Origin of the sequence: Butyrivibrio sp., from assembly GCF_017635265.1 — a bacterium.
GTDB lineage: Bacteria > Bacillota > Clostridia > Lachnospirales > Lachnospiraceae > Butyrivibrio.
Genome location: NZ_JAGBLU010000030.1, coordinates 28,869 through 51,856 on the forward strand (window position 1 = coordinate 28,869; position 22,988 = coordinate 51,856).

Sequence of the window (22,988 nt, forward strand, 5' to 3'; positions counted from 1 at the left end):
TCTGTTTTTTTTACAACGAAACTACCGAGCAGTAATCTTTCCAGATTTCGTTGATGTAAGCCTTATCAAGATGCTCTCCGATTATAATTATCGCATTTCTACTACTATTAACCGGCTCAATTTTTATTTCTTTTTCTGTGGCATTTATTTCAACCTGCGTGGAGTCGGATGTTTTAGCAAACCCTTTTATTCTTATGACCTTTCCGGCTTTTTTATCGCCTATAAGGTCATGCGCTGTTTTCCTTAAAAGCGCCTCATCCATAGCCACATCAAAGTAAAACAGGGGTTGATAATGCGAATCATCTACCTGAATCTTCGTGTATGATGAGCGGCGATAGCCTGCGTTTTCCAAGGAACTAAAATCATCTTGAGAAAGCTTATCAAAACGCTTACTTACGATATCACTGCGTTCAAATCTGGCACTGCAACCATATTCTTCCATGGTTTCATTTATAAAATTGCATATCTTTTCCGAATCTGTATCTTCACTTATTTTACTTAGCAGCAGCTTTCCTGCCCAAGCTATCTCTGACATAAACAGATATTTTGAAGTTCCTTCAAGAAGAAGCACTGACTCCGAATCGACTATAGAAATAACACTTCCTATCTCATACCACCTGTCCAAAGGTTCATCATAAAGTACATCAAAAAATTCATCTGCGTCATAGATTCCCGACGGCTCTATTATCACTCTGTCGTATCCGCTCATCCCCATAGAAATAAGCTTGGTCCTAAATCGTCTTCTATGAGCTTCTTTTCCATCTCCACCAACAATCATCTCAAGGTTACAGTTTTCACCCAGCAGATCCTGAAGAAGTACCATATCTATATTTACTGCACCATAATCGTTTTCAATTATGCAGATCTTTTCGCCCTTTGATATAAGGTATTTTGCATATTCTCTTATGAAAGTTGTCTTCCCGGATCCCAGAAATCCGGTTATCAGATCTATTTTTATCATTGCAATTACTTCCTTACAGACTATGATTCATCTCTTGCGTTGCTTTAAAATAATCATGCCCTGTACTATATATTCACATGTACATATCCGGCTTGCTCAAAACAAACTTAAACATTGACTAAAGAATGCTTACTCAGAGCATATATCCGCAAATGTATATCTTACAACCTTTTCTATATCTTTTACTGAAACTTCTACCTGGTAGCCCACTTTTCCTGCAGAAAAGAATATCTCCTCATAGCTTGAAGCGCTCGCGTGGATAACTGTAGGAAAGGACTTTTTCATTCCTATGGGTGAACATCCTCCATGAACATACCCTGTAAGAGGTAACAGCTCTTTTTGGTGTATCATGGAAACTGACTTCTCCGATACTGCTTTCGCAGCTTTTTTTAGGTCAAGCTCCGCTTTAACCGGAATAACAAAAACGTAATACTGCCCTGTTTTGCCTTGTGTCACAAGAGTTTTAAAAACTCTGTCGGCATCCTCTCCAAGAATTTCTGCTATTTCTTCTCCGCTAAGTCTTGCATCAGGTTCATACATATGACTTTTATAGGATATCTTTTTACCATCAAGAACTCTCATTACATTTGTCTTTTCATCTTTTGCCATTTAATTTCATCTCCGGTTTTAACTTTTTAATCAGCATTTCGTCTTACTGATCTCTGAACTGCTTCATTATTAAGATTACATCCAATGGACTTCATTGTCTATTGGATGCAAAATCATTTACACCTTTATGATTTTGCAAATTTTATTAAAATCACAGTGAAAATGCCCGAGATCATGCGCTTTTCACAAGGTCTTGGGCATTTCCCAACTTTGATGATAATTCGTTTCTGACAATATCTACCTTACTCTGGTCGATATCTTTTGGAACATTGAAACCAAGATAACAATCATCATATCCATCAAATAAGGCAGACTCTCCGTTCAAGCACATGTTCTTAGCATCTATCAAAGCATCAACCGCATTTTCATCAGAAACTACAATAATCTCTTTGCCAAAAAGTCCCATGGATGGATCAAATGTCTCTACAAGACATTCGTTTCCAATTTTCTCTTTGACCTGATAATCCTTACCAAATATTGAAAAGCTGCCTTCTTTCACCTTATCCGCAGAACTATAGCGGAATATCTCATCTTCACCAAGGCTTATGTTTTCACCTGTGTATTCATTATACTGGTCGGCTGTGATCAGATACATGACACGCATCTGAGAGTAATCTGCAGTCCTTGCTTTCCTAAAAATGGTAACAAAAAAGGAAATGCCTTGCCTTTTATTTGGCTTACATTTCCTGTAACTTAGCTTACGTTTTTGTAAGAAATCCAGAGTATGGGCATGTTCTTCCTTACGAATTATGGCGATTACATAATCCAGTAACGCAGTACCATAACCTTGGTTTTGTAATTCGGGCAGCACATACAAGTCTTCTATCAGACCGCCTGTGATGGATACTACTGCCATGATACGGAATGTATATGTGCAGCAGCGATGAGGTTGTCTTCTTTTACCGGAACGACCATATATTCACTTATCAGCCATTTCATTGCTTCGTCACGGTTATAGAAGGTTATTACTTCTTTCTCCGGATATGTGGGTTCTATCCGCTTTCCAGAATAAATTATCCAGGTGATATATTGGCAATCCGGTTACGTCGTGAAGACTTCCTGCGAATATGCTTTTTCCGCTCCCGGAGCAACCAACGACAATAATCTTTTTTCTGTCCATCTAGTTCCTCAATTCCATATTATGTCCGATAACAATCGCCTTAGAGTCTGCGCCATGCCCTATTTCGGCAGTTTCCGCCACACTATCTTGGCATATATATGCTCTGCAAACACAACCTCTATTCCTTGCTTATAAAGGATAGTTTCTAAGTCCTCATTCTGCTTTTTCCATTCTTTCAATTGCCCATCAGAGCATGCTGATATTCCATTTTTCATATAGACCCTTCCATTTAGTCATATACATATCAGTTTGCATCTTGAACCTGATTAATTTGAATTAAACTCGGTTATAACTCTGTAAATTCTATTCTAACGAGTTATAATCACTCTATATTCTCCATTTCCGTATATACCAGCTGTATCCATAGAATACCAGCTGTCTTTCTCTATCAGCAAAAACCGGCGCCAATGATTCCATCATCCATTCCCTTGTCTCATCAGCGCTGACGATTCCGCTCTCAATTTGAGCATTAACATTGGACTGGATCAACATAAAATCCACGAACTTATCAAGGGTAAAATGGTACTCCATGTCATATTCTGTCTGCTTTTCCATGACAAAGCCTTCAATCAGGTCAGCCTGAGTCCACTTGTTTTCTTTTCTTGGCGGCTTAGGAAATCTGCTCAGATACTCATCCCGGTACCATTCGGTATATGCATCATTTCCCAGCATTCTGTCTGTAATCCCAAAATCATAGATTACAACAAGCCCATTATCATCTAGAATTTCAGCCATATTCTTCATAAACTTCTTTTCATCAACCCAGTTGATGCATCCTGCTGCCGTTACAATATCGTATTTTTCATCCGGGATCATTGTTTCTTCCGCCTTAGCAGCATAAAAAGAGTATGACTTGTCTGTGCCATAAATCTCATCGCATACTTCAACCATCGATTCTGCTATATCTGTTCCTGTCACCTTATCGCATATGAGCCTCAGTGCCTTGGTTGAAAGCCCTGCTCCGCAACCCACGTCTAGACCATTTTTGAACATATAATCATCAGGAAGTCTTAAATCTTTCTTGAGCTGCTCTATCACTGACTTGTGGAGCCAGGGTCTCTTGGCATAGCCATGCGCTATTCTTTTTGAGTCAAATGCCTTATTATCCATGAATACCTTATACTCCTTACCAGTATCTTATATTTTTAAAACCTCCGAATTCGAGGTTTTTAGAAAGTGCACAAGTCAGCGGATCTTCCCATTCAATTATGGCGAATTCGCAAATACAAATTTGCTATGAGGTGTAAAACATGATGTTTTCGTTTTTAAACAGTTCATTATTGAACGGTTTGAATGATTTCAATACATTTTTCCAGGATTGTATTGTCATTTTATTGTCACGTTGACAATGTGATTTTACTATATCCTATCTAAGAATCCGACAGTTTTATGAATCTTTTTAGCTTTCATTCTGGCCATCAGTTTTTCCGATATCCTCAATGAGACCAGTGACCAAGTTCTGTAATTCGTTAGCATTCTTGCTGGTTATTACAGACTTCCCTGTTCTCTTCTCAACAGCTACTCTGGCTTCTCCGGCAGCCGCTCCGCCTTCATTTGCCACAATGCGATTTTCTTCAAAAGTTTCAGGCTTCTTTTCCTTGGAAATCTCGGCAGTTGTTGCTTCTGCCAACATATTAAGTACCAGCTCCAATGTTGACATGTTATCCCTGAGGTTTTCCTTCTTCAGACCTTTGAGGTTCTTATACTGTCTTGTTGTCATCCCGGACCATGCCTTTGTTATTTCATCAGTCAGAATGGCATACTCTACGCCTTTTTTGATGCCTCGTTTGCCCCACTCATCAGTAAGCTCTTTTCTTACCTGAATGCTCTGTAAACGTTGATTGATCCATTCTCTTGAATAACCCTTTTTGGCATAGGTCTCAAGGGCGCGCTCTATTGTGAGCTCCGGATCTATTACTTCTTCCATCCTCTCACGCCCAACCTGAGCAAGCCATAGTTTAAAGGGCTCGGCTTTTTTTGATGGGATGGACTGGATAATACGAAGAAGCTGCTCTGCATTAGCTACATCCGTGTTATATCTTTTTCCATCTTTAGGAGACTTCATTTTCAGTTGGTGACAATCTGTCACCAACTGACTTCCCTCGTCTTTAAGTCTCTGCTTTAGCTTATTCCAGTATTTTCTTCCATCTACACTTTCCGTAAGCGCCTGCACGACATCAACAACAGAGAAATACCACTCCTCTTCATCCTCTACCCAGGCTGTCCTTATCGGCTGATCTTCAAATAACTGTACTTTATCATTCCCCATTGCTCTTATTCCTCATCTCTTGACACTTTTTTCGAATAAATTGCATTATGTCATCTGGCAGGTCAATTTTGCCATCATGTTTAATTATATAATCCGCTCCCATAAAATAATATTCTGTTTTGGTTGAAGATTCATACCATACCAATAGATAGTCTGTTGTAGCACGTTCCTTTCCACGCATTCTAGTCAGAAACCCTGCCCCAGGCAGATCTAATACGTTTTGGGGAGGGAACTTCCTCCTGCATTTCTTAAAATGCTCAAATGGCTGGTCAAGTATTCTCAGCGCATCGTCTAATGGTATAAAAGGATTTGTCGGAGATATGTTAATCCGAATGAAATCTGTATACGCTTTCTCTTCATTTACATCCTTAATCTTTTCCATAATCTTTGATGTCTTGTTTATCAGATTCCGATACCTCTCCATTCCATAATTCGTATCGGAAGAAAAAGAGAGGTACTCATATTCCTTATATATCCTGGTGAGTTCTTCGGCTAGAGAAAGCACTTCTTCATTAGAAGTAAAGTATCTAAAAGCATCCTGCATTTTGCGATTGATAAGAAAACTATATACTTCAATAGAGGTTTGCATTACTGTCAGATGCTCCTTCGATAAATATAAAGTAGCACATACTCCTTCTTCTGTAGTTTCGCAAAACACAGATAAATCACCATTGCTTCCCCTAATCATAGGTGTATCATAGTCTACCATTATATCCCCCTCGGGGTTCTTGTACCAAGATAACTCATATCTAAGTCGCTGTTTTATATCATATGCATTGATGGCCCTAATATCAGTTTTTTCACTCCAGATTCCCAAAGAACAGGATGAATAATCTCCCATCCCCAACAGAGACGGTATCAGGAGATTACGAATCTCCTGAAAAACCCTATGTCTTCTCGATTCCTTATTCCACTTAGAATCTATATCATAAATATAAATTTCATCAATCCGATCATATTGTCCTATCCAAATTCGGCTATACAAATCAAGCGCAGATATTACCATATTGCATTCTGCCTCCGTTAGAGTCAAAGCCAGAGTTGCTGGAAGTGCTGAAATTCTCTTTTCAATTTTATGGTCATAATCACTGTTTTTGTACATATTAATCCTCTCAATTATGCACTGGCATATTGATAATACTTTATGCCATTGGCATAATCGATATCGCCTATTATTTTAGTTCTGTAAATCCTTTCCGTGAAATCACAAATTGTGATTTCACAGAATGCTGCTATATCTGCACTAAAAAAAGTCTTTAAATATACCGCCAAAAGCATTGCTCATATCCATCTGCACTCTATGCTTTCCGTTAGAATTTCGATAGATTTTAAAACCCATTCCTTTTATCACATCCAATAATTCCATGTACTTTTCAGAATCAGTCCAATACAATGTGTTCAATCTGTTCTCCATATCTTTTATATTCGGTGCCAACGTTTGATTCCTCCTCATCCGCTCCATCAAAGCCTTCACCCCTCCAATGTCAGAGGATTTGCTTTGGGATCAAAATTTATTCTATATACCATTGGTATGTGTTGATGATATCATATTCCAATGGTATAATCAACAGATAACACCGAAATCAAATACTGTTTTCGAAGGAGTTTTCAGAAAGTATGAGTATTTCACTGAATATAAACAGATTAAAAGAGTGCAGAGAAAAACTTGGGATCAGCAAGATGGAAGCAGCCAAAAGAATGCAGCTCTCTCAACCTGCTTATCTGAGGTACGAATCAGGCGCCAGAACACCTTCTATACAGACTTTAGAAGTAATTGCTCAGGTTTTGGATACTTCCAAAGAATACCTGATGAACCTTACCGATGATTCCAGTCCCATATCCTATACCATATCAAGAGCATCAGATCCGGAACTATTCGAAATCATCAAATTATGCCAAAATCCGGAAACCGAAATGAGAAAACGGTTAATTGCATACGCAAACAAAATAGCAGGCATAAGCTAAAAGAACAGACCTTGGAAAGGAGCCTCGTTAGTCCTTTTCAAGGTCTGTTACTTATGTTCTATTTAATTCTTTAGGGATAAAACAGTTTACCTCTTGGAGGATAATCTGCTTTGCCCTATGACACATATGTCCTCACTGAGGCATCATTTAACATCTCTTCAAATGCATGGCACATAATAACCCTCATCAAAACTGCACTTACAACAGTAATAGCGCTTCCGGTCTCCCTTCAAACTCTTCTTTCAAAGAATCTAGCACTGATTCTCTTGATTCTAAAAACACTTCCGTTGAAGGATCTGTCAGTGCTGCATATACTGTGGTCTCCATCAGTAACTCCACAGCCTCATCTCTGGAACATTTTTTAATTTCCATGATCATTTCCACTAAATAGGCTGACGTTTCCCTAATGATCCTGTTTTGTTCTGAACTTGTTATCATCCAACCACCTGCCTTTTCAACTTGTCAAACGACAGTGTCTTAACTGCTTTTTCGGTTCTGAAGAAGTATTGTTTCGGTAAGTTTTCAGGCTTTAACTTTGAAATGACTTTCTCACATATTTCTCCCTAAAAATCATTTTGAACCAGTTCGTCATAATACTGATTGGTAATAGCAGTTGTTTCTGCATCAGCTGTAGGGCCTATCACTATATCATATTCATGCGTGCTGGTTTTGCAGTTTCTATTTGCAATAATAAACCTTAACCACTCGCTATCCGCTTTAGTAAATGATTTTACCAACAGCCACTCAACTTGTTCATCAAAGATATTGTCCCATGATATAGATTCTTCAATCGATGCGACCTCCCTGCATTTCAATATACTCTTTCAAATCCTCAATTATCCCCTGATTACCCGTAGAATTATAGCTCTCATAACATGTATCAATATAACTTAGAACATTATATTTTCTGAACAACTTTGAAAGCTCAGAATATGAATACTTCCATGCTTCTGCCAGCATAGGTATCAGAACTAACTGCATATTTAAGACTTCTTTTTCCCTAGTATTCATTAAGTCTTCCTCCATCAGGCATGCACTCACTCAGCTACATCAGTTGTAATCAACTGCTCAATCCGAGCCTTATATTCCATCAATCTAAAAAGATACTCCGGCATCTTACGTTTACCCGCTTCCCAATCGACCATAGTTCTGTATGGGATGGCATAGTATTCACAGAACTCTTTACGGTTCATTCCCATCTCATCTCTAAGGTTTCTTACTTCATTCGCAATATCCATACAATATCACCTCATTCTTGTGACACTATGATATCATATTTTATGCATTGCATCAATGTATACTCAGTTATAATTACATGATATGCTTCTCTACATTGATCATACTTGTACTTGCCACCTGCTTTACAACATCAAATACTGAGCCCATCATGCCCATAATGCCTCCAGACTCTCCACCATTCTCACCAGGTTTGAGTGATCCCACCATAGCAACGTTCTTAGCTACAGTATGAACAGCACTTTCCTGTTCATCTGTGCAGGAGACTTTTGCGCAGTTCTTAATCTGAAGCCTGTCACAGATAAGCTGTGGTTCTACATCCTTATCTATGGAAAGCAGAGCGCAGTTTACTACTCTCACGCCTTTTTCATTAGCCATAAGAAGTGATCTGTCAACTATTGCCTTAGCACTGTTGACTATGCTCTTTCCTTCAAATAAATACTCCACTACATCCGCGTCAATATCAACATGTTTCATATCCTGATACATGCTCTCCCTTACAATTAGGGTCCCTGTTACAGTGAGCTTTTCCAACTTATCAAGCCTTGTAAATTCTGTTGATACCGTAAGATCTCCGTCAACATACAACCTGCTTCCACTTTTATCAAACAGGGCATCATTTAGTTCTGCATCGCCTTTTACAAAAGTCATTTCTTCAGGGATTACATTTATCCTGGTTGAAATATCAAACAATCCGGCAAGCTTCTCCACCTTGCTCTCACGCATGACCACGCAGGGAGTCTCAAATCTCACATTCTTCTCCACTAACTTGTCTGCGTCAACTGCGTCTTCGATAATAAGCTTTTTAGCGATATAATACTTTTCGTTTTCCTTAACCCGGAGCGGAAAGAACTTATCCATAACAAATTTTGAATCAAGCATGACTGCATCCTCAGGATAAATTACTGTTGGCCCATTTATGAGCATTTTGTCAGTATACCTTTTCATACTTCTCGGGCAGTATAATGGACCATTTACAAGCATATATACATACTGTTCCATTACCTCCTCAGAGCCGGGCTCGATTGTGACTTTTCCATTAGCGAGCAGGATTACCTTATTCTGTGGTTTTGACCCCTTTGAAATAACTTCTTTTCCATTACTAATCCTACTCTCAACAATCTCATCCTCAGCCACATCGACAATCGCCTCACTATTGATAACAGCCCCAAGCTTGTTCAGGATCTCCCTGCTCCTTGGGCTGGCAATAAGCACTTCTGCATTTATGATTATCCTCTTATATCCTTCGTAAACATCTTCCTTCATCTGTCTTGAATCACATACTTCTGCATTTATAACAAGATTTTCTTTTGACATTCCTCTTCACCTCTTCCAATAGTTTTTCATTGATGTTCTCAGTGTTTTTCTCGCCATACTGATCTCATATCTGACCGTACCTGATGGCATCTCAAGTATCTTTCCGATATCTTCAGCAGTATAGCCTTCCACATATCTCATGTACATTATTACGCCCTGCCTGCCCGGAAGTTCTTCAAAAAGCTGCGACCACTCTATCCTGGAATAATCCTCTGACTCTTCCATCGATTCCGGAATATCATCATCCGGACTTTCCCTTAGTGTTCCGGCTCTTACTGTATCTATGTAGATGTTGCGTGCTGTTCTATAGAGCCATGATTTCACCTGATTTTTATGAAGTGTTTTCAGCAGCTCCTGATTTACAGTTGCTCTGACAAATGTTTCCTGAACAACATCTTCCGAAAGCAGTCTGCTGTCGCACATTATGTAGATGTATGCAAGCAGATCTTTATTGAATTGTTGAAAAATCTTTTCAAGTTCCATCGTTTTCTTTTCCCTACAGCACTCTCTCCCATCCTCCATATTTCTGCAAGCGGCACAGAATACTCAAGCCGCTCGCTCTTGGCCCATGCTGGTACAGAGTATGCATTCCCCTTAACGCAGCCAGAGCCATATATTTCCATGTACATATTTCGGGTATCCATGACGGTGCCTCCTTCATGTGAAATACCCTTCGGCCGAAAGGTCTTTTTGTCCTTCTATTAGTTAAGACGTAATGGATAGAAAAAGTGTTGGAAAATTTTTAAAAAATTTAAAAAAGCGGCAAGAACCAGTCCTGTCGCCCTGTATGCCTCTAAAATATGAACACAATCACAAAGATTTTGCCATCGTCAAGTCTAACGTTGTCAGAATTCCCATCATACACCACCCAATATTTGTGCCCATCCTCTTCATACTCCATTGTTCCATCATAATGAGTCAGGGTAATAAAAGCCTTATAAACCGCTTAAAATCACGTTTTGTAAGGCTTTAGTGTATTATTCCAGCTCTAGAAAAGCATCAATATTTTGCGAAATTAATTTTCTTTTGTAGCTATATGTTGTTGTGGTTTTACGTTTACTCCGTCAATTCGTTTGCTTTTTATGGCTTTTTGCAACCAAAGTGCAACCGGGAATTAATAATCTTCTTTCAGTCGCTTTTCAATATCAGAGGCACTGTATAATACTCTACTTACCGTGACAACCTCTTCCTTGAATACATAAAATACCGAGTAATTATCTACTAGCATTCGCCTAAGTCCTTGTGAGCGTTCCGGCTCAAAATCTACTAGTCTAAATTTCTCTGGAAAGAAGCCAAGTTCAAGTACACGATCAGCTATTCTGTTATACTGCCCCATAGCATTTTCCGGTGATTGCAAATTAACTGCGATATACTCATATATCCCATTCATATCACCCAATGCTTTTTCAGTAATTTTTACCGGATATTCTCTCATCTGTGGCTCTCTCTAAAAGCTGCAAATGCGGCCTTTGCATCCTGTACTCGTCCAGCTTCAATATCCTCAAAGCCTTCCTGTAATTTTGTATGAATCTCTGCAGTCGTCATAAGATCCATATTAATAGCCTCCGGTGCCTGAGGTAATGAAACTCTAAAAGGAATTCCTCCTGTAAGAGTAATCTGTCTTAAATACATATCAATAGCTGTAGACATAGGAATTCCAAGACGTGAAAGCACATCTTCAGCTGATTTTTTCGTTGTAGGATTAACTCGTAAATTGAGTGTTGCTGTTTTCTCCATATGTATCAACTCCTTTTTATTTATTGTAACGCAATTTGCGTTACAATTCAAGATGCGCTGCAAATTTCTTTCGCTCAAAATATTACTTGTAAGCGACAAGATAAAGTTTTCACACTGCATATATTCCGTCTTATTGTCTTTCTAGAAACTGCTCAAGCATATCCATTTGGGTATCCGGTATTCTTCTTACCATGCTATCTCTCACTTGCGACCAATTGTATCTATAGTTACAAGTTTGATCAATTTTTATCAATAATGCATCGATCAATGCTAACGGTTCTTGTATCTGCTTTGAAAGTTTCCGCAAAACTAAATTGGCATTGCCGTCTATTCTACCCTCTCTTTTATTTATTTCATCAGTAAGAACTGCCACCTCAAACATTCTGCAATCCCGAAGAAAACCTTGAACAACTGGAAACACAATCCTGTTATAGTTCTCTTTCTCAATTAAAATGGCATTATTGCTTTTATATGGAGCATAATCAATATAGAATACTGTATTCATCTCAGCTTCAGAATTATAGATTAATTGCTTTAATGCGTCTTTTTGTATAACCTCATTATGCTCCACAAGAAAATCAATATTCTTCAGCATGACTTGTAACTGTCCATATAAATAATTTAGATGTGAATAGAGGAATGTTTCTGTACTTTCGCGATTCTCATAATACTTTGAGATTTCACAAATCAAAACTACGAGCATGCTGGCGAATGCTCCTCCAAAAACAGCAACCAAAAAGGTATCAGGTAGCCATTTTATTTCGTCTAATCCCCAAACACTTTTGATGGAAACTAAATATGTTATAACAGCCAAAATCAGCGATAATCTAGTTGTCAGTCTAATTGTTTTTACATTCGATCTCATGTTTTTAATCCTCTGCTCCATATACGCCTTATCACGTTGCTTATACTATTTGAAACAATATTTGTTGTTTCTCTGTTGCAATTATTCATATTATGCCCATAATATTCCAATCACAGTAAATACATAATGTTATTTGCTCCACCTTCTGACGTAATAAACCCTATGTCTACCAATATTTTTCAACTATCACAAGGTTATAAGAAATGAAGCTTTCCTGCAATTTTATCTTTCTCATTAGGTTATTTAAGTTACTTATTCCTTCTGTTCCTCATTATTTATCGCTTACTTATTTCAAGCGATATTTTCTGGTCCTATTTGCTCCTTCAGCAATTATAATTCCATCATCTACCATTTTAGACAAAATTGCCCTTGTTCTCTGTGGGCTAAGGCCGGAAAACTTCGCCATTTCAGCCGTTGTAGACATCCCATGTTGTGACATATATTCTTCAAACATAGTTCTACTATCGCTTGATTTTATCGCTTGTCGCTTGCTTGTTATCGCTTACTTTTATCGTTTGCTTTTCATCTTCTGGAAGAGCACGATACATATTAACTCTAAGGGCATTTTCCATATCGATAAACTCAACCTCTGGAAGTCCATACTCTTTAGTCTGTGCTAATATCTTTGGAATACCACTCCCCATTGTTCGATAAGATTCATATAAACAAAAGCATTCGCGATACCATGATTTCTAACCTTCAAAAAAGCCCTCTTTCATCTTCTCAATCGTAACTCCCGGCATCAATCCGCCAGGAGACGAAATTTCAAGTCTATTATCATATATTGCCACCTGCACAAGACTTCCCTGCAGGTAACTGCAATTAACAACAGCATTGATAATAAGCTCTCGTATACTCTCCGGTGGCAGTTCATAAACATCCTGTCAGTGAATACCCTTGATTCTTGCTCCAAGATGAATCTTACGAAGAACAAACTGATATGCCTGCTCTACCTGATCCCAGAGATTACCTCCGTACTCTCGTTTATCTACAAAAATACCACGTGTATTTCCTTTAAAAACTGCACACTGTATCTGAGACATAACATCATCTAGGCCTCTCAGATAATAATATGCATACGTTGGACGAACAACTCCGTTCTCTTCCTTAAGAATTCCCCAGGTTAACAGATTATTCTTGGTAGGCGTTTTTACCTTTTCAGCATCTTTCTCGTTCAAGCAATTACGCTGTGCCTCTTTTCTGTTACTTCAATGTCTTTATTAACAACATTATCAAAGGATCTATTTTCATCCTCATAATACATTTCCTGAATAAAAGGTCTGTCTGCAAGCCTGGTCGGCCCGCTGTACGTATAAATGTACCCTTATCCATTCCAAGAGATTTAAGATAATAAGTTCTCTGCCTTCCTGCACTGATTTCTACAACAATAACCGTTTTATCTCCCACTGCTTGTGGTGCAATATCCGGAATAATCAAAGGTTCACAACTATCACTAATGGCATTGGTAATCTTATCAAGCATAGTAAATACCGCCGTCTTATCAACCCCCACAACCTTTCAGTCATCATTGACACCAATGATAAGTCTGCCACCATCACCATTAGAAAAGGCAACAATCGTCTTCATATATTTTTTACTGTCTTCCGGCAGTTTTTCTTTGAACTCCAAGTCTTTTGATTCACCTTGGAGAATTTCTTCAACTGTCATATATACTGTCACCCTTTCTATAAATTCAAAAAATCTTCCTTTAATACCTCGTCAGAAGTATCTGGTGGTATATTCATATACTCACTCAAATCGATTAATCTTCCTTTGGAGATGTCTCATAGCTTCTACGAAGATAATCATGTCCTCCATCTACACTACATGCCCCACAACTACAGGTCACATAATCGTGCACATTTACTGATTCTAATGTTTCGCCGCAATGTTTACACTGAATGGCATTTCTTATTATCTTGCACATACTATTCTCCATTATTATCTGAATTAAACAGATATTGCTTTACACCATGCCTCTATTATTTCTATTGCATTTTCTTTATCCTGCAAATGAGCTTGAACATGTAGCGGGTTTATTTTATATAGAAAGCAAATAACATCTCTTGCTGTTCTTTGTTTATCTGCATCTGAAATGTAATCAAAGAAGTTCATATCATCTATTGTTTTCACCTTTTCTTCCATGTGACTGCCAGTATTCAATACAAGCCTATACATTAAGTTCTCGTAATATGTCTGATCTTCTTTTGAAAGATTTGCCATAATGCTTTCATCTGTTGAAAGCTGAGACATTCCTTTCTTATATACAAATGTACCGAATGCTTCCATTACTTTTCGCATAACATTCCCAATACTTACAGAGTATTGCGCATCTATCTCCTTGGCATAATCAAAGACCGTTCCCAGTAAAGCAGTATATTCATTCCTCTTTTGTATGTCTATTTTATCGACACCTGTATTCTTAAGCTCCCAATCTCTAACATACTTGCTTGCTTTGTTTTCAGAAACACAATATTTTGTGCTTAACAATTCAAGCACAAAATGACGCATATCATAAAATGTCTGCATATCATGCGTAAATAGCAGAAATTTTGATTTATCATTTCCCTTCAGATATTGCCCCAATTTATATTTCAAATAGGATAATATACCTATGCGATTTTCCATATCGAAACTCGACACTGGATCGTCGATAACCAGCAAATACCTAGAATTAAAGACTTTCTCTTCATCCTTGTTTTCCATTATTCTATTAAAGAAATAGCAAAGCCCTATTGCATTTCTTTCTCCAACCGAAACGTTTCCGGGTTCCACTAATCTTTCATGTGAATAAAGAACATATTTATCATGATCATAATCAATCCTTAGTCTTGTCTTAGAAAAGAAAATATAGGCCAAATCGTCATTAATAGCTTTCATGGCTATACGTGCATTTTTCTTCTCCTGCTCTAATACCTCAATTTGCTTCCTAAGATCATTTGCAGTTTGATTTAATTTCTTAGATTTTTCCTCTTCTGCTTTCTTCTCTGCAATTTGCTTTTGATACTTTTCGTGTAATTCCTTCAAATCATAATATGCAATCTCATTATTTACATTAGTAAGCTCATTTATAAGAGGTTTGGTATCCGTGGCTTTTTCATTATAATCTTTTCGTGCCTTCTCTAACTCTTCCAAAGAAGCTACACACTCATCGTACTTATTCTTTAAACAAAAACCTTCGTTCAATATCGGTTCATACACATTTTCGATCTTCTGATTAATCAACTCATTTACTTGTTCTATCGAAGAATTAAGTACCTCGATTTTTTTCTCACACTCTTTGACTTTTTCTGGTGATAATTCATTAAAGACCATGAGGTTTACCTCAAAAATAGATAATCTGGCTTTCAACAGTTTACCTTGATGTTCTTCGACCTTTTTACTAAGAATCTTCTCTATACTCTGCACCAAATCATCCGCATACTTCTCATCAACATCTTGGAAACAAAATGGACAAGTTGTTTTCTGGGTTCCAGCAAAATAAGCTTTTATATTAGTCAATCTTTGATTACCGTTATTATCCTGAAGAATATGAAATAGTGATTTCTCCCTCTCTGATAAAACAGGTTTTTCTATTTTTTCTTTAAGGAGATTCACTATATCGTTCTCTTTATCCTCAAACGTTTTTAAAGTTGGAACAACAGTCTCAATTCTTTTACTACCACTTTTTGCAGCCTCTAACTTTTTCATCGTAGCATCATAATCCACAATCAACTCATCTCTGCTTTTTGTTGGATGCAATCCTACAAACTGAGTATACGTATCGCGTCTAACTTGACTATTAGTCTTTTTTTCATGAATCCTTGCATCTCTTGACGCCCAACTATTATCACCTTTTAGCACTTTCTGCATTTCGTTTATATAATACTCTGGGCAAAGAACATTACCGATGTCTACGTATTTGTTTAAAACTTCTTGCTGTGCTTGTGCTTCAGATAAACTCTTCTCATAAGTAGGCTGAATCTTCTTTATCTTGTCGTCAACATCTTTAACTGCGCCCATGACAACTATTGCACTTAAGCCGTCATCATCTATTTTAATATTGTCTTCTATAAATTCTTCATTAAATACATAAATATTATTTTTTTCTTCTTCAGAGACCACTATAGTAGATCCGTCCGCGTCGAGTAGTTCCATTGATTCGATTTGCAACTCCTCAGCGCCAGTAATCTTTCTAAATCCACGCGATATGGTACTCTTGCCACTTCCGTTTTTTCCATAAATCAGAGAAAAATTCTGTTCTGGATTGTTGGGCTTTTCTTTTTCAAATATAGGCAAATCTATCTCTGTTTCAAAAATGCCTCCTTTTATCTTTATTGATGAAATATCTTCTAGCATTTCCTTGTTGTCTCCCTCCAAAATGTATTATTACTTCCCCGGCTATTATATTAATTATTAAGATTTTATTGTTTCCTCAATCGATAAGATTCCTTCTACAATTGATATGCATCTGCAATTATATAAAATGTTTACCGCTCGCATAAATGTATCTTCTGATAGTTCATCATAGAAATACTCTCGTAAAATAGCATTTGTTGCTCGCAAACAGTCTTCCTCTGTCTTGCTGCCGTTCTGTAACGCAAGAAGAATTGCTGTTTCATTCTCTGAAAAGTTGATCTTAGTTAATGATAGTGCACTAAATACCGCTCCCAATATTGACGCAACAGAAACGAGTTTATTGTCAGATGTAGCCAATCCTGCACTACTAATACCAAGTCCAATAACAGCAGAAGCTATTTCCTCAAGCATCCCATTCTTCAAGTTAATAACAACATTAAAAGGCTTTCTATCCCTACTAGTTAACCCATTCTTTGTGTTTATAGTTAAATAACAAAATTCCAGAGTTCTTGAATGGATTAGTTCATCTCCAGCAGTAATCTCTAAAAAGCCTATCTTTTCTAACTGCTTCTCAAATGTATCAGCTTTTGCAAGTGACACATTATAACGAGCAGATAACTCTCTAATAATTACATTAGCTGGCGAGTTATAACTATAGTCCTTATCTTCTTGTATACTACGTCTCTTCAACTGCTCCTGCAGTTCCTGAAAGCTCTCTAGTGCACTCTGCAGGTTTTCGATAATGTCATCCGCAAGTTCATCCGGAGATGGCAGATTATCGAGATCCGCAAGGGATTTATCCTTGATCCAAAAGATATCAAGGCTCGTCTTATCTCTTTCTAAAATGTCGTCGATCTTATACTTGCGCCAACGTCCATCTAGATTCTCTTCCGACCAGGTTTCATGACGCTCATAACGATTCTCGGGATTATAACATTTAATAAAGTCCTGCAGATCAGCGTAGTTCATCGGATGCTGTTTCAACGTAAAATGCACATTGGTTCTGAAGTCATAAATCCAGACTTCTTTTGTCTGCATCTCAGGGCTAGCTGGTTTCTTATCAAAGAATATAACGTTAGCTTTAACACCGGGCTTATAGAAAATACCTGTAGGCAATCTCAATATCGTATGCAGGTCTGTTGTCTCAAGCAGTTTCTTTCTGACTATTTCTCCGGCTCCACCTTCAAAAAGGACGTTATCAGGTACAACAACAGCTGCCTTACCAGTTGCTTTCAAAATAGTATTGATATGCTGCACAAAGTTCAGCTGCTTATTTGAGCTTGTAGTCCAGAAATCCTGTCGATTATATACAAGATCTTCTTCCTCTGTCTCATCATTCTCGTTAGTAAATGTAATGGATGACTTCTTACCAAAAGGAGGATTTGTCAGAACATAATCTACGCGATAACCTGGGTCTGATAATAATGCATCACCAAGAGTTACCGGAATTTCTCCGTATATATCTCCAATATTATGAAGGTATAAATTCATAAGTGCTGTCTTAAATGTAGCTGCTACAATCTCGTTACCATAGAATGTTTCATTCTTAAGAAACTCCTTCTGCTCACGGTCAAGTGTATAATTCTTTGGATCTGCAAGATAAGCCTGTGCTGCAAGGAAAAATCCACCACTACCACAACAAGGATCTGCTATAGTTTTTCCCGGCTCAGGACACATGCATTCCACCATCGCCTGAATCAATGGTCTCGGCGTGAAATACTGACCTGCTCCACTTTTGATATCTTCAGCATTTTTCTGAAGTAACCCTTCATAGATTTCACCTTTTACATCAGATGACATAGCTACCCATTTTTCACCATCAATCATCTGGACAACTTTATATAGAATTGCAACATTGCTGATTTTGTTTACGGCTCCCTTGAATATCTGCCCAAGAATACCTTTCTGTTCACCAAGCTTTTCAAGAGTATTTTTATATTGAGTCTCAAGCTCTGCACCCTTAAGTGTATTCATATCGGACCAAGTATATCCTACTGGTATACCTGTCTCTCTTTTATAAGGAGGCTTTGAATACTCATCTGACATCTTAAGAAAAATAAGATATGTCAGCTGTTCTAAATAATCTCCATATGAAATACCATCATCTCTAAGGGGATTGCAGAGCCCCCATACCTTAGAAACGATTGCTGATGTATTTCCTCCTGCCATTATACAAGTCTCCCTTCGAATGCTTCTTTTAAAATGCTCTGGCGCATTGCTTCTGATTGCTTTAATGCCATATCTACAGTCTCATCAATTGCATCACATTCAGATAATCGCGAATCAATCATATCAACTATAAATTTTTGTTCGTCTAATGAACAATATGGAATCATTAGATTTTCTAAAGTTGTTAGATTTATATTCTTTTGAGCAGTCGCTGGAGCAAATGCCCATAGTCTTAGTTTTGATGCCTCTATAAAATACCTTACATACTCTTTATTAACTTTATCTTCATCTGGTGTAAATCCAACAATGCTGTCAGGAAAACAGCCATCCACACCTAAAAAGCAAGTTTCAGCAATATTAGCTGCAATTGTTATACATAACGTTCCAGCAGGCCAGAGTTTACTCTGCTGCAATCCAAATTCACCATACATTTTTTCACAATCGACCAATTCCCTTCTAGCCGATTTAACATCTCCTGTTTGAAAGAAAGGGTACTTTCCATCTTCAAATAATCTACTATCATTTCTAGGACGATGCTTAGATTTTCCTCTGCTCAAATCTCCCAAGCTCGATAAATATACATATTTCCACTCTTTAGGCAAATCAACTTCACCGTTATTCAGCGGAATAGCCTTCATGTCATCAGTTAATTTAGCCTCTGTTCTATAGTTATAATTCCATTTTCCTTCAAAAGCATCTTTTAGCACAGCCTGTCGATATATTGCCAGCTGTTTTTTTGTTTTATTCAATGTTTCAACAGCATTATCAAGAGAAGAAAGACGTTCTTCTATCCTTGAAACTATTTCTTTCTGAGCAGAAACCGATGGTACATTTATTTCTTGCTTTTCAACATCTTGGTAATGCCTTGCATATCCCTTGTCACGTATTTTAGCTGCAAGATACTTAGTCGCATAAAAAAGGTATTCTATGTACAAAGAATCATCTGCCGGTCTAATAACTTTAATTCCATCTGCTCCTGGGGCGAAAGGCTTCTTAATGAGTTTTACGCAACGTGTGTGATCTCCGAACACAATAGCTGGCAAATCACATTCTACCCTTTTAGAAAGATCATCCGTGTAGCCACCAATTATTTTCTGTCCCTGATCAATTATAGGCAATAAACCTTCGTTCATATATTCTTTCTGCTTAGTTTTCTTTTCAGCCTGAACTGGAATTTTCTTTACAATATCTTTATATAATGCCATTTATGCCACCAACTCTATATTCATCTCATTTAATATTGCTTCATACTGATCACCAAAAGCATCATAAAAAGCCGCCAATCCACCATGTTTATCAAATGGTGTTAGATCAAGATCCTCTGGCAAAATGCTTAATGATGCAATTATGTGATCCTTAATAAGCCTCAGCCACTCCATCTGCTCTTCCGTGAAGTGAACAGCACCGGTATTCTTGCGGAATGTCCATTGCATGAAGTTATAATTTACCTTATCCGCAAATGGTGACAGATTATCTGCGTATCCCATTTCAAATCTGATCAAGGCAATCAAGTCCGTAACCTGACCCAGTGTACCTTTCTTGACCATATCAGGCTTCTTCATTGCATAGGAATCCCACAAACGTTCTACAGTTATACCCTTGAATTGAAGCTTTTCATATAAAGCTTTGAGGCCTTCTATCGCCATCGGTCTATCTTTGTATGTCTGATTATAGATAATACGAAGAGCTATAATTTCATTCTTATTCTCTTCAATAAACTCATGGAAGGACTTGATCACATTGTCGGCATTATTAGCCTTTTGTGTATCGAATCCCGAGAATAAAACATGGTCAATGTTTTCATCATCTATAATCTGATCATGACTTCTGCGGACGTTCTCAATATATTCTCTGACATCCGGATTATGAAAAGGCTCTGTAGCTTCTTTTATCAGTTCTCTCTTAGCCTCTTCGAGTTCTTTCTCATCAGGCTCATCTTTGCTTGTTGTCAGAACTGCCCTATCATGGATTACATCTACATCAAAGGCATTTAACAATTTCTCTGCAACAATTCCAGCAGACTCTCCAACTACTTTGGAAAAATTCTTCTGCTCGGAAACTGTCATCTGTGCATTCAGACGGATTACTCTATTAGCCAATGAAGTAAGCGTATCTTCGTCTTTGGCACCAAGAGCCACATTCATCATAAGTTCCTTCATAGACACAGTTGGCTTTCTTTCAAGCGGTCTCGTATCAGTTTTTTTAGATGATGTAACACCTACAGCATCAACTATTACAAAGTGATCTTTATTACCGGTAGCTGACGGGGTAACCTTCTGAAGGTCATCAGCCTTTAACGTTCTGGTGCCTCTGCCCTTCATCTGCTCAAAATAATTTCTGCTTCTTACATCACGCATAAATATCAGACATTCAATAGGCTTGACATCTGTACCTGTAGCAATCATATCTACAGTTACAGCAATACGCGGATAGTAATCATTCCTGAATGCGCTAAGCACAGATTCAGGATTATCTGCCTGATAAGTAATCTTCTTACAGAACTCATTACCTTCACCAAACTCTTCTCTAACAATCTGGATGATATCGTCTGCATGACTGTCCGTCTTTGCAAATATCAGTGTCTTAGGCACTTCTTTTCTATGTGGAAACAAGTTTGTAAACAAGTTTTCCTTAAATTCATGAATGACAGCTCTAATCTGGCTTGGATTTACAACCTCTTTATCAAGTTTTCCCTTTTTGCTTCCTGAATAATCTTCTTCCTCATCCATTTGCTGCCAGCGCATCTCTCGAGACAGTCTGTCCCTATACTCAATCAAGCGCTTCATTATTTTGGCACCATTCTTAGTAATATCTGTCTCGATCAGGAATATATCTTCTCCGACATTGACACCGTCAACAATAGCCTGCTCTCTTGGATACTCACTTACAATATTTTCATTAAAGAATGCAAATGTTCTCTTATCTGGAGTAGCTGTCAGACCTATAATAAACGCATCAAAATATGTCAACACCTGGCTCCACACGTTGTATATAGATCTATGACATTCATCAACAATAATGACATCAAAAAACTCAGGGGGATACTTCTCGTTATAGACCACTTCCTTCGGTACTTTTGATTCCGCTGTTACATATTCATCAAAAGGTACTTCTTCTGCACCTTCATCAAGTTCCTCCCCCTTCAGTATGGAGTACATTCTCTGAATTGTACTAACGCATATCTGAATGTCATTAGGAATGTAAGAGTTCTTTAACCGTCTTACACCATAGAGCTGTGAAAAATTTCTGGGATCATCATTAGGCGTGTAGGCAAGGAATTCTCTTTCTGCCTGTTCACCCAGACTCTTTGTATCAACAAGGAAAAGAATCCTGTTAATCTTGGCATACTTAAGTAACCGATACGCAGCTGTAATAGCTGTAAAGGTTTTTCCCGCGCCTGTTGCCATCTGAACCAATGCCTTTGGTCTGTTATCCGCAAATGACTTATCTAGGTTATTAATAGCGTTAATCTGACACTTTCTGAATCCGTTGGTATCAAGTTCCGGAAAATGTTTCATATTATTTCTAATGGTATCCTGCGCTGCCAGAAGAGTCTTCAAGGTCTCTGGTCTATGAAATGAAAAAACTGTTCTGGAGCGATACTTGATATCTTTGTAATCTGTAAACCTTACAAGCTTATCTGTAGCTTCATAAGCAAATCGAATCTGATAATCCTGCTGTACCCATTTAAAGGTACTGTTGGCATATCTGGCCGACTGGCCTTCAACAACTGTTATGTTTTCTCCAGCTTCTGTCTTCTTGGCTTCGACCACACCCACAGGAGTTCCTTCTACAAAAAGAGCATAGTCCACCGGGCCTGTACTGGTAGGGAATTCTCTAACAGCCACGCCTATACCTGCAGTAAGGTTTAACCTCTTCATATCCTGGATAATCCATCCGGACGTAACAAGCTTCTTGTCAATTTCCTCTCTTGCTTTCGCTTCAGGACTCATTTTTGCTAGCCCCCTCTTCATCATTAACAAATTCACAGACGTCTTCTATATTACAATTAAGCGTTTTACAGATTTTTTCTAAAACCTGCGTACTTATATGCTCATTTTTCCCTAATTTAGCCAACGCATTTGTAGTGATTCCTGATTTAATTCTGAGGTCCTTTTTCATCATGTCTTTATCAATCAGGAGTTTCCAAAGTTTGTTATAACGAATTGCCATAACTTTTTACCTTTCATGTTTGCTTACAAACCTCGATTTTGAGGCATTTCACCACAAATATAATTATAACAGAGCAGTCAGCTTTCATCAATCTAAAATTGAATATTTCAATCTGCGTGAAAACTCTTCAATAACAGCATCTTCTCACAACTTCACACAAGCAGTATGCCAAGAATTGATCCGACACATCAACTCCGGTAACAAAGAAAAATAAAAAAAGGCAATTAAC

At 37.8% G+C, this 22,988-nt stretch carries 30 protein-coding genes; 1 reads left to right on the forward strand and 29 read right to left on the reverse strand.

Annotated elements, in window-relative coordinates; translation table 11 throughout:
* Positions 1-10: 10 nt before the first annotated feature.
* The 8 genes from J6O61_RS04255 to J6O61_RS04290 all read right to left on the reverse strand — a co-directional run bounded on the left by J6O61_RS04255 (position 11) and on the right by J6O61_RS04290 (position 6,394).
* Positions 11-961 carry a GTP-binding protein gene (locus J6O61_RS04255; protein WP_292210012.1) on the reverse strand — a complete coding sequence of 317 codons (951 nt, stop codon included), beginning with the start codon at positions 959-961 and terminating at the stop codon, positions 11-13.
* A 129-nt stretch (positions 962-1,090) separates the two neighbouring features.
* On the reverse strand, positions 1,091-1,570 hold the full coding sequence (gene ybaK / locus J6O61_RS04260) for a Cys-tRNA(Pro) deacylase (RefSeq protein ID WP_292210014.1): 480 nt from the start codon (positions 1,568-1,570) through the stop codon (positions 1,091-1,093).
* A 172-nt stretch (positions 1,571-1,742) separates the two neighbouring features.
* On the reverse strand, positions 1,743-2,426 hold the full coding sequence (locus J6O61_RS04265; protein ID WP_292210019.1) for a GNAT family N-acetyltransferase: 684 nt from the start codon (positions 2,424-2,426) through the stop codon (positions 1,743-1,745).
* Positions 2,427-2,522: 96 nt separating this feature from the next.
* On the reverse strand, positions 2,523-2,690 hold the full coding sequence (locus J6O61_RS04270; protein WP_292210021.1) for a hypothetical protein: 168 nt from the start codon (positions 2,688-2,690) through the stop codon (positions 2,523-2,525).
* Between the two features lie 327 nt (positions 2,691-3,017).
* Positions 3,018-3,800: a class I SAM-dependent methyltransferase gene (locus tag J6O61_RS04275; protein ID WP_292210024.1), complete on the reverse strand. Its 783-nt coding sequence runs from the start codon at positions 3,798-3,800 to the stop codon at positions 3,018-3,020.
* Between the two features lie 289 nt (positions 3,801-4,089).
* Positions 4,090-4,959: a BRO-N domain-containing protein gene (locus J6O61_RS04280; protein ID WP_292210027.1), complete on the reverse strand. Its 870-nt coding sequence runs from the start codon at positions 4,957-4,959 to the stop codon at positions 4,090-4,092.
* Positions 4,949-6,061, reverse strand: a complete 1,113-nt coding sequence (locus J6O61_RS04285) for a hypothetical protein (RefSeq protein ID WP_292210030.1) — start codon at positions 6,059-6,061, stop codon at positions 4,949-4,951. Before J6O61_RS04285 ends, J6O61_RS04280 begins: the two co-directional genes overlap by 11 nt.
* Positions 6,062-6,202: 141 nt before the next feature.
* Complete coding sequence (locus tag J6O61_RS04290; protein WP_292210032.1) at positions 6,203-6,394, reverse strand: hypothetical protein; 192 nt, start codon at positions 6,392-6,394, stop codon at positions 6,203-6,205.
* A 182-nt stretch (positions 6,395-6,576) separates the two neighbouring features.
* On the opposite strand from J6O61_RS04290, the gene J6O61_RS04295 reads away from it, so the two are divergent.
* On the forward strand, positions 6,577-6,924 hold the full coding sequence (locus J6O61_RS04295) for a helix-turn-helix domain-containing protein (protein WP_292210034.1): 348 nt from the start codon (positions 6,577-6,579) through the stop codon (positions 6,922-6,924).
* Positions 6,925-7,122: 198 nt separating this feature from the next.
* On the opposite strand, the gene J6O61_RS04300 is transcribed toward J6O61_RS04295, so the two are convergent.
* The 21 genes from J6O61_RS04300 to J6O61_RS04400 all read right to left on the reverse strand — a co-directional run bounded on the left by J6O61_RS04300 (position 7,123) and on the right by J6O61_RS04400 (position 22,759).
* Positions 7,123-7,362, reverse strand: a complete 240-nt coding sequence (locus J6O61_RS04300; RefSeq protein ID WP_292210036.1) for a hypothetical protein — start codon at positions 7,360-7,362, stop codon at positions 7,123-7,125.
* Between the two features lie 125 nt (positions 7,363-7,487).
* The gene (locus J6O61_RS04305; RefSeq protein WP_292210037.1) at positions 7,488-7,739 is read right to left on the reverse strand and encodes a DUF3990 domain-containing protein; all 252 of its coding nucleotides are present in this window, start codon (positions 7,737-7,739) and stop codon (positions 7,488-7,490) included.
* Positions 7,711-7,935: a DUF3791 domain-containing protein gene (locus tag J6O61_RS04310; RefSeq protein WP_074892036.1), complete on the reverse strand. Its 225-nt coding sequence runs from the start codon at positions 7,933-7,935 to the stop codon at positions 7,711-7,713. The genes J6O61_RS04305 and J6O61_RS04310 overlap by 29 nt, the downstream gene beginning before the upstream one ends.
* Before the next feature lie 26 nt (positions 7,936-7,961).
* Positions 7,962-8,162 carry a helix-turn-helix domain-containing protein gene (locus J6O61_RS04315; protein ID WP_074892034.1) on the reverse strand — a complete coding sequence of 67 codons (201 nt, stop codon included), beginning with the start codon at positions 8,160-8,162 and terminating at the stop codon, positions 7,962-7,964.
* Between the two features lie 73 nt (positions 8,163-8,235).
* The gene (locus J6O61_RS04320) at positions 8,236-9,477 is read right to left on the reverse strand and encodes a hypothetical protein (protein ID WP_292210043.1); all 1,242 of its coding nucleotides are present in this window, start codon (positions 9,475-9,477) and stop codon (positions 8,236-8,238) included.
* Between the two features lie 6 nt (positions 9,478-9,483).
* Positions 9,484-9,999: an RNA polymerase sigma factor gene (locus J6O61_RS04325; protein WP_292210046.1), complete on the reverse strand. Its 516-nt coding sequence runs from the start codon at positions 9,997-9,999 to the stop codon at positions 9,484-9,486.
* A gap of 592 nt (positions 10,000-10,591) precedes the next feature.
* A complete protein-coding gene (locus J6O61_RS04330) occupies positions 10,592-10,912 on the reverse strand; it encodes a type II toxin-antitoxin system RelE/ParE family toxin (protein WP_292210048.1) in 321 nt (106 codons plus the stop codon).
* Complete coding sequence (locus J6O61_RS04335) at positions 10,909-11,214, reverse strand: type II toxin-antitoxin system RelB/DinJ family antitoxin (RefSeq protein WP_292210051.1); 306 nt, start codon at positions 11,212-11,214, stop codon at positions 10,909-10,911. Before J6O61_RS04335 ends, J6O61_RS04330 begins: the two co-directional genes overlap by 4 nt.
* 130 nt (positions 11,215-11,344) lie before the next feature.
* Positions 11,345-12,079 carry a hypothetical protein gene (locus J6O61_RS04340; RefSeq protein WP_292210052.1) on the reverse strand — a complete coding sequence of 245 codons (735 nt, stop codon included), beginning with the start codon at positions 12,077-12,079 and terminating at the stop codon, positions 11,345-11,347.
* A gap of 286 nt (positions 12,080-12,365) precedes the next feature.
* On the reverse strand, positions 12,366-12,518 hold the full coding sequence (locus tag J6O61_RS04345; RefSeq protein ID WP_292210056.1) for a winged helix-turn-helix transcriptional regulator: 153 nt from the start codon (positions 12,516-12,518) through the stop codon (positions 12,366-12,368).
* Positions 12,519-12,540: 22 nt separating this feature from the next.
* A complete protein-coding gene (locus J6O61_RS04350) occupies positions 12,541-12,723 on the reverse strand; it encodes a hypothetical protein (RefSeq protein WP_292210059.1) in 183 nt (60 codons plus the stop codon).
* 48 nt (positions 12,724-12,771) lie between these two features.
* Complete coding sequence (locus J6O61_RS19690; protein WP_442861692.1) at positions 12,772-12,876, reverse strand: ATP-binding protein; 105 nt, start codon at positions 12,874-12,876, stop codon at positions 12,772-12,774.
* Positions 12,877-12,963: 87 nt separating this feature from the next.
* Complete coding sequence (locus J6O61_RS04360; protein ID WP_292210061.1) at positions 12,964-13,257, reverse strand: hypothetical protein; 294 nt, start codon at positions 13,255-13,257, stop codon at positions 12,964-12,966.
* Positions 13,258-13,282: 25 nt separating this feature from the next.
* Positions 13,283-13,591 carry a hypothetical protein gene (locus J6O61_RS04365; protein WP_292210063.1) on the reverse strand — a complete coding sequence of 103 codons (309 nt, stop codon included), beginning with the start codon at positions 13,589-13,591 and terminating at the stop codon, positions 13,283-13,285.
* Between the two features lie 6 nt (positions 13,592-13,597).
* A complete protein-coding gene (locus tag J6O61_RS19695; RefSeq protein ID WP_292210065.1) occupies positions 13,598-13,747 on the reverse strand; it encodes an ATP-binding protein in 150 nt (49 codons plus the stop codon).
* A gap of 94 nt (positions 13,748-13,841) precedes the next feature.
* The gene (locus J6O61_RS04375; protein WP_292210203.1) at positions 13,842-14,006 is read right to left on the reverse strand and encodes a DUF7695 domain-containing protein; all 165 of its coding nucleotides are present in this window, start codon (positions 14,004-14,006) and stop codon (positions 13,842-13,844) included.
* A gap of 23 nt (positions 14,007-14,029) precedes the next feature.
* Positions 14,030-16,417, reverse strand: a complete 2,388-nt coding sequence (locus J6O61_RS04380) for an AAA family ATPase (protein ID WP_292210067.1) — start codon at positions 16,415-16,417, stop codon at positions 14,030-14,032.
* Positions 16,418-16,474: 57 nt separating this feature from the next.
* Positions 16,475-18,586, reverse strand: a complete 2,112-nt coding sequence (locus J6O61_RS04385; RefSeq protein WP_292210070.1) for a class I SAM-dependent DNA methyltransferase — start codon at positions 18,584-18,586, stop codon at positions 16,475-16,477.
* The gene (locus tag J6O61_RS04390) at positions 18,586-19,791 is read right to left on the reverse strand and encodes a restriction endonuclease subunit S (protein ID WP_292210073.1); all 1,206 of its coding nucleotides are present in this window, start codon (positions 19,789-19,791) and stop codon (positions 18,586-18,588) included. Before J6O61_RS04390 ends, J6O61_RS04385 begins: the two co-directional genes overlap by 1 nt.
* Positions 19,792-22,539, reverse strand: coding sequence for a type I restriction endonuclease subunit R (locus tag J6O61_RS04395; RefSeq protein ID WP_292210076.1), 2,748 nt, complete (start codon positions 22,537-22,539; stop codon positions 19,792-19,794).
* Entirely contained in the window at positions 22,529-22,759 is a 231-nt protein-coding gene (locus J6O61_RS04400) for a helix-turn-helix domain-containing protein (RefSeq protein ID WP_292210079.1), read from the reverse strand. The genes J6O61_RS04395 and J6O61_RS04400 overlap by 11 nt, the downstream gene beginning before the upstream one ends.
* Positions 22,760-22,988 lie beyond the last annotated feature (229 nt).